General features: G+C 68.9%; 7 protein-coding genes and 2 pseudogenes. 3 read left to right on the top strand and 6 right to left on the bottom strand.

Annotated elements, in window-relative coordinates:
- Together rpmG and VGT80_RS01310 are read left to right on the top strand one after the other, a co-directional pair.
- Window positions 1-83 (top strand): 50S ribosomal protein L33 (gene rpmG, locus VGT80_RS01315; protein ID WP_327452218.1); only part of this gene is annotated, 83 nt, incomplete at its 5' end.
- Between the two features lie 70 nt (window positions 84-153).
- Window positions 154-945, top strand: a complete 792-nt coding sequence (locus tag VGT80_RS01310) for a phytanoyl-CoA dioxygenase family protein (RefSeq protein ID WP_327452217.1) — start codon at window positions 154-156, stop codon at window positions 943-945.
- Window positions 946-987: 42 nt separating this feature from the next.
- Here VGT80_RS01310 and VGT80_RS01305 read toward each other — a convergent pair whose 3' ends face one another.
- From VGT80_RS01305 to VGT80_RS01285, 6 genes and pseudogenes are all read right to left on the bottom strand, one after another.
- Entirely contained in the window at window positions 988-2,367 is a 1,380-nt protein-coding gene (locus VGT80_RS01305) for a hypothetical protein (protein WP_327452216.1), read from the bottom strand.
- Window positions 2,367-2,585: a hypothetical protein gene (locus tag VGT80_RS01300; RefSeq protein ID WP_327452215.1), complete on the bottom strand. Its 219-nt coding sequence runs from the start codon at window positions 2,583-2,585 to the stop codon at window positions 2,367-2,369. The genes VGT80_RS01305 and VGT80_RS01300 overlap by 1 nt, the downstream gene beginning before the upstream one ends.
- 191 nt (window positions 2,586-2,776) lie before the next feature.
- A complete protein-coding gene (locus VGT80_RS01295; protein WP_327452214.1) occupies window positions 2,777-3,388 on the bottom strand; it encodes a YdeI/OmpD-associated family protein in 612 nt (203 codons plus the stop codon).
- Window positions 3,389-3,494: 106 nt separating this feature from the next.
- A pseudogene (locus tag VGT80_RS18600) lies at window positions 3,495-3,626 on the bottom strand (Imm53 family immunity protein); the annotation flags it as partial.
- 45 nt (window positions 3,627-3,671) lie between these two features.
- Entirely contained in the window at window positions 3,672-5,036 is a 1,365-nt protein-coding gene (locus VGT80_RS01290) for a PleD family two-component system response regulator (protein WP_327452213.1), read from the bottom strand.
- A gap of 5 nt (window positions 5,037-5,041) precedes the next feature.
- A complete protein-coding gene (locus tag VGT80_RS01285) occupies window positions 5,042-5,407 on the bottom strand; it encodes a response regulator (RefSeq protein ID WP_111529315.1) in 366 nt (121 codons plus the stop codon).
- A 115-nt stretch (window positions 5,408-5,522) separates the two neighbouring features.
- Between VGT80_RS01285 and VGT80_RS01280 the strand changes: the two are divergent.
- Window positions 5,523-5,827, top strand: a pseudogene (locus VGT80_RS01280) (hypothetical protein); the annotation flags it as partial.

Raw genomic sequence — 5,827 nt, 5'->3', positions numbered from 1 at the left:
CCAAGACCGACAAGCTCGTGCTCAAGAAGTACGATCCGGTGGTGCGCAAGCACGTGGAATTCCGCGAAGGCAAGATCAAGTAATCAGGCCAACCGGCTGTTTTCATTTGAAGACGCCCGGCCTCGGCCGGGCGTTTTTCGTATGGGGACAGCCATGGCCGCCACCGCCGCTACCCTTTGGACAGATGCCGCGCGCGAGCGCTTCGAGACCCGCGGCCTGGTGCGCTTCGAGGCCGCCCTGCCCCGCCGCGCGGCCGAGGCCATGGCCGACCGGCTGTGGGCCGACCTCGAGCGCCGCGAAGGCGTCCGCCGGGAGGATCCCGCGACCTGGACCACCGAGCGCATCTTCGGCTTCCAGGCGGTGCAGGCCTCCGGCGCCTTCGATGGCATGGCCGCGCCGGCCGTCCGCCGCCTGCTCGACGACCTGATGGGTCAGGGCCGCTGGGCCGAGCCCGCGCACTGGGGCCAGCCGATCACCTGCTTCCCGACGCCCGGGCCCTGGGCCCTGCCCCACCGGAACTGGCACCTCGACGGCCCCGGCGAACCCGCGTCGCGGCGCGCGATGGTCGCACGCCTGTTCCTGATCCTCGGCCCGCTCGCCCCGCAGGGCGGTGGCACCGTCGTCGCCACCGGCTCGCACCGCATCGTCGAGGCCATCGCCGATGAGGCCGGCGAAACCGTGCGCTCCGGCGACATGCGCCAGCGGCTGGCGGCGCGATATCCCTGGATCGCCGAGCTGACGAGCCGCTCGGACCGTGAGGACCGCACGCAGCGCTTCATGGACCGCGAGACCACCGTCGCCGGCGTCGCCGTGCAGGTCGAGGAGATGACCGGCGAACCCGGCGACCTCTATCTCATGCACCCCCGCGCCCTGCACGCCGGCGCGCCCAACGCCACGGACCAGCCGCGCCTGGTGCTGTCGCAGTTCGTGACGCCGAAGGGCTGAGCGGCGGACCTTCGGAGGGTCCGCCCTCGAGGGTCGTGGCGCTCAGTAGGCGAACCAGGCGAAAATTCTCATGGTGTTGTTGTCGGAGGCGTTGGCGCCGGCGCCGTCGAAGTTTTTGCTGGCGCCGTTGAAGCGGCTGTAGAGCGTGTACTGGACGCCGACCCGCATGTTGAAGCGCGGGCCGAGCGGGCTCTTGCCTTCGCCCCAGGGCGTGCCGTCGAGTTGCAGGGTCACACCGCTGCTGTCGGGCTTGAGCGTGCGGTTGTCGGGATAGAGATCTGCGTTGGCGGGTCCGTAGGTGTCGAACAGGGCGATGGTCGCGCCCACCTTGTCGCGCCAGTAATACGAGACGTCGGCGCGAAGGTCGGTGAGGCGCGCGTCGGCGCAGTTCGGCCCCACGGGCCCCATCAGGGCGCATGTGGCGCTGAGAGTTTGCCGTTCTCGCAGAATCCGCGCGTCGAAACTGAGGACGTCGCCGCTGTCGAGGGCGTTCTGATAGGAGCTGTCGAGGCCCAGGTCGTCGTAGCGGTCGGTGGCTCCTGTCAGGCGGTCGCGGCCCGGATGGATATCGGTCCGCATGCCGAAGGCGCCGACTTCGACCGTGCCGCCGGCGACCTTGCCTTGCAGCGCGACGCGGCCATAGGGCGCCAGCCCCTTGATGTCGCCGGGGGCGAACGGATCGGCGCCCAGCCTTGCCAGCGACGACCGGTTCGGCGACCCGTAGCCCGCGACCTCGACATAGACCGCCGAATTGATCCAGGCGTAGGCCGACGCGCCCAGGGTCTTCTGGGCGAGGCCGCCGAGATAGAGCGGAGAGGCCGACGGAGATGGGGCCAGCGCGGAGCGGGTGTAGGGGAAGCCCCACGCCGGAAGCGTATTCCAGGCGTCCTGTACGCCCGGCGAGTTGTTGAGGCCCAGCCCCAGGACGACCTCGGTGTCCTTGATATGGGTGACGGTCGTGGCGCGAAGGTCAAGATTGTCCCACGACCAGGCCTTGGCGACGCCGTCATAGGTGGTCTGAACGAAGCCGCCCAGGTGCGGGCCCAGGCCGCCGGCGAGGAACAGGCTCACCTGATCCAGGGCGGCATTGTTGTTGGTCGAAAAACCATTCGCGGGCGGGGAGGCCTGATCCTTCGAGGTCCGGAGGTAGGAAGCGACCGCCATGGCGGAGAACGGCACATTCCAGGGGCCGGCCCGCTCGATATAGCCGTGCAGCTTGAAATCACGGCCGTAGGGCGTGAGTTGTGGCCCAAAACCGCCCACATGGCAGGCTTGGCAGGGATGGTCGGTCTGGATGGCGAAGGAGGGCACCGCCAGGGCGGACCCGGCGGCCAGACCGCTGAACCCTAGGGCGAACAACGGGGCGAGGCCGACCCGGCCCAGTCGGCGCAGGACCGACGTCAGCCGCTGAAGGGCGGCCATCACTTCTTCTCATAGAGGTTGCACCAGCCGGCGGGCTCGACGTAGCCATCGACGGTCTTGCATTTCGATGGCGGCTGGAACGCCTTGCAGCTGTTGCAGCTCTTCCCGCCCTTGGCGTGATCCTGGTAGTCGACGGCCTTTTGAGGCTTCTTCGCGGCAGCCGCGATCGAGCGCTCCGCCATCGCAGCGACAGCCACCGCGCCGACCGCCAATCCCATGACGCGTCGTCGCGACGCCGTCCGGCGCGCGGAAACCCCTACGATATGCATGACCTGAGATTGCCCTGCGCGCACTGCCTTCCCAATGGAGCGCAGCGTGCGGGCCCTTCCACCCTTGGGAACGCCGCGTCATATGTTCGGTTCCCGACATTTGCGCGGCCGCACGAAGAACATCGCCGGGACCTTCGGGCCTAGCCGCTGCGCTGGCGCGCGCGCTTGGCTCTGCGCGGGTGGATCGTGTCGCCCCGGCTCAGCATGCTCACCATCTCCGCGACCTTGGCGGCCCGCGTCTCCGGCGTCTTGGCCTGCTGCACCCGGTAGAGGATCGCGTAGCGGTTGGCCGAATCCAGGGCGTCGAACAGCGCGCGCGCCGCCGGTGTGGCGTCGAGCGCAGCCGTGAGGTCGGCCTCCGGCGCGGCCTTGGCCTGGCCGGCATAGGCCGCCGCCCACCGTCCGTCCGCCTTGGCTTGGTCGACCTCCGTCCGCCCGCGGGGATGCATGAGGCCCGCCGCTTCCAGGCGCTCCACCCGCTCGCGATTGACCTGCGACCAGGCGCTCCTCGGCCGCCGCGGGGTGAAGCGGGTCTTGAAATAGTGCTCGTCGACGCGCCCCAGCTGACCGTCCACCCAGCCATAGGCGAGCGCGCAGTCGATGGCCTCGGACTTGCTCACCGTCGGTTCCTGCGCGCCGGCCTTGGCGAACCTGAGCCAAGCGCCCGGCGAGCCCTCGCCCTGCGCATCCAGCCACCGCCGCAGCGCCTCGGCGTCGGGGAAGGTCAGGAGCGGAAGGTCGTCGCGCGGCATGCTGGGCTCCGTGCGCTCTTGCGCTCCGATCGGTAAAGTCAGGTCAAGGGCGCGAGATCAACCTAAGCGCCAACGACCGCTATCCACCCTGTGCGAATAGCATCGCTCAAGGTTTTTCCCGCTCGACCCAAGCTCTGAATATGCCGATCACCGTCGAGAGGTCATGCGCTCCGCTGGACGCCTGAAAGTGCTCACCTTCGACCTTGCAGTGATACCACCTCGCAGCAGGGTCGCGCTCCGGTGCTTCGGTATTCCTAGCGACCGACGTCCCCTCGTCGCCGACCTACGCCGCCCGGGCGATGACCCGATTGCGGCCGGCGGCCTTGGCCTCGTACATGGCCTCGTCGGCGCGGCGCAGGAGCGGCTGCGGGGCCTCCTCGCCGGGCAGGCTGGCGGCCACGCCGATGGAGATGGTGACGCTGAGCAGCTCCTCGCCGCCCAGCACGCGGAACGGCGAGCCGGCCACATGCAGCCGGATGCGCTCGGCGATGCGGTGGGCGTCCTCCAGGCGGGTGTCGGGCATCACCACCACGAACTCTTCGCCGCCGTAGCGGACCGGCAGGTCGATGGCCCGCACGTTGGAGGCCAGGCGCACGGCGAACTCGCGCAGCACGTCGTCGCCCACCTGATGGCCGAAGCTGTCGTTGATCTTCTTGAAGTGGTCGATGTCGATGACCAGGCAGGCCACCGGCTCGCCGCCAGCCGAGGCGCGCTTGGCGAGCGCATCGAGCCGGCCCTGCATGTAGCGGCGGTTGTGCAGGCCGGTGAGCTGGTCGGTGACCGCCAGCTCCAGGGAATGGTCGAGGTTGTCGCGCAGGTAGTCGGTGTAGCGCTTGCGGCGGATCTGGGTGCGGGCGCGGGCCGCCAGCTCCTGTGGGTCGATGGGCCGGGCCAGGATGTCGTTCACCCCGATCTCCAGCGCCTTCACGACCTTCGGGCGGTCATCGAAATCGACGATGGCCAGCACCGGCAGGCTGCGGGTGGATTCGTCGGAGCGGATCTGCGCGGCGAATCTCAGGCCATCGAACCCCCGCGCGTCGGTGTTGACGATCACCAGGTCGACCGCGCCGCGCGCGGTCATCAGGGCCTTCTCCGGGTCTGTCTCGACGATGGGGCGGTGCTCGACGGAAAGCTCGGCCAGCACCCGCTGGGTCTGGCGGGCATGGTCGTCGACCACCAGGATGCGCCCGCCGGTCCCGCCCAGCCGGGCGTGGGCGCCGGCGATGACGCCCATGCGCCGGCCCGAGGCCTCGCGCTCGCGCAGTTCGTCGATCACCGCCTTGAGCCGGGTCAGGCTGCGCACGCGGGCGAACAGCATGACATCGTCGATAGGCTTGGTGAGGAATTCGTCGGCGCCGGCTTCCAGCCCCGCGACCCGGTCGGCCCGGCCGTCGAGGGCGGTGACCAGCACCACCGGGATGTGCCGCGTCTCGGCGTCGTCCTTCAGCCGGCGGCAGACCGAGAAGCCGTCCATGCCGGGCATCATCACGTCCAGCAGGACGATGTCGGGCTTCTCGGCCGCGGCCAGCGCCAGCGCCGTCGGCCCGTCGGCCGCGGTGATGACCTCGTAATATTCGGAGGCGAGCTTGGCTTCGAGCAGCCGGACGTTGGCCTCGATGTCGTCGACCACGAGGATCCTGGCGGACATGGGCCTTAGTCCAGGAGCCGGCGGATGGTGTCCAGGAAGTGCGAGACCGAGATGGGCTTGGAGATATAGGCCTCGCAGCCGCCCTCGCGGATGCGCTCCTCGTCCCCCTTCATGGCGAAGGCGGTCACCGCCACCACCGGGATGTGCGCCAGCTCGTCGTCTTCCTTCAGCCACTTGGTGACCTCGAGGCCCGAGATCTCCGGCAGCTGGATATCCATGAGGATCAGGTCGGGGCGGTGCTCGCGCGCCAGCGCAAGCGCCTGCAGACCCTCGCGGGTCTGGAGGGTCTCGTACCCCTGGGCTTCGAGCAGATCATGAAAGAGCTTCATGTTCAGCTCGTTATCCTCGACGATGAGGACCTTCTTGGCCATTCCCGACCCGGCGCTGTTATGGCGGGGACTTAGGGCGCGAAAGCGCCTTCCCCCACCTTTCCAGCATTGATCACAGGGATATCCTTAAACTTCGTTAGCCGCGTCCGGAGCGCCCTTGGCCGAACCCGCCGCCCTCATGATCCCCAGCCTTGAAAAGCTTGGGATTTCCCGCGACCGCCCGCTGGTGATCGTGGATGTGGACGAGGTGCTGGGGCTGTTCATGAAGGGCTTTGGCGGATTCCTCGACGCCCGCGGCTATGACTTCCGAATCGACCGCTTCGCCCTGTTCCAGAACATCTATCCCCGCGGCGCGGCCGAGCATCTCGACCTGGAGAGCGGCCGGGCGCTGTTCGACGAGTTCTTCGCCACCCAGTGCGCCGAGATCGAGCCGGCGCCGGGCGCCGTGGAGGCGCTGACCCG

The organism is Phenylobacterium sp. (assembly GCF_035944335.1).
Classification (GTDB): Bacteria; Pseudomonadota; Alphaproteobacteria; order Caulobacterales; family Caulobacteraceae; genus Phenylobacterium.
This window is presented reverse-complemented; position numbering and strand designations above follow the sequence as displayed.

What these genes read in the sequence shown, in the direction of transcription:
- VGT80_RS01290 (WP_327452213.1), bottom strand. Translation starts at nt 5,036, where the DNA reads ATGTCCGCCAGGATCCTCGTGGTCGACGACATCGAGGCCAACGTCCGG.
- VGT80_RS01305 (WP_327452216.1), bottom strand. Translation starts at nt 2,367, where the DNA reads ATGGCCGCCCTTCAGCGGCTGACGTCGGTCCTGCGCCGACTGGGCCGG.
- VGT80_RS01285 (WP_111529315.1), bottom strand. Translation starts at nt 5,407, where the DNA reads ATGGCCAAGAAGGTCCTCATCGTCGAGGATAACGAGCTGAACATGAAG.
- VGT80_RS01295 (WP_327452214.1), bottom strand. Translation starts at nt 3,388, where the DNA reads ATGCCGCGCGACGACCTTCCGCTCCTGACCTTCCCCGACGCCGAGGCG.
- VGT80_RS01310 (WP_327452217.1), top strand. Translation starts at nt 154, where the DNA reads ATGGCCGCCACCGCCGCTACCCTTTGGACAGATGCCGCGCGCGAGCGC.
- VGT80_RS01300 (WP_327452215.1), bottom strand. Translation starts at nt 2,585, where the DNA reads ATGGGATTGGCGGTCGGCGCGGTGGCTGTCGCTGCGATGGCGGAGCGC.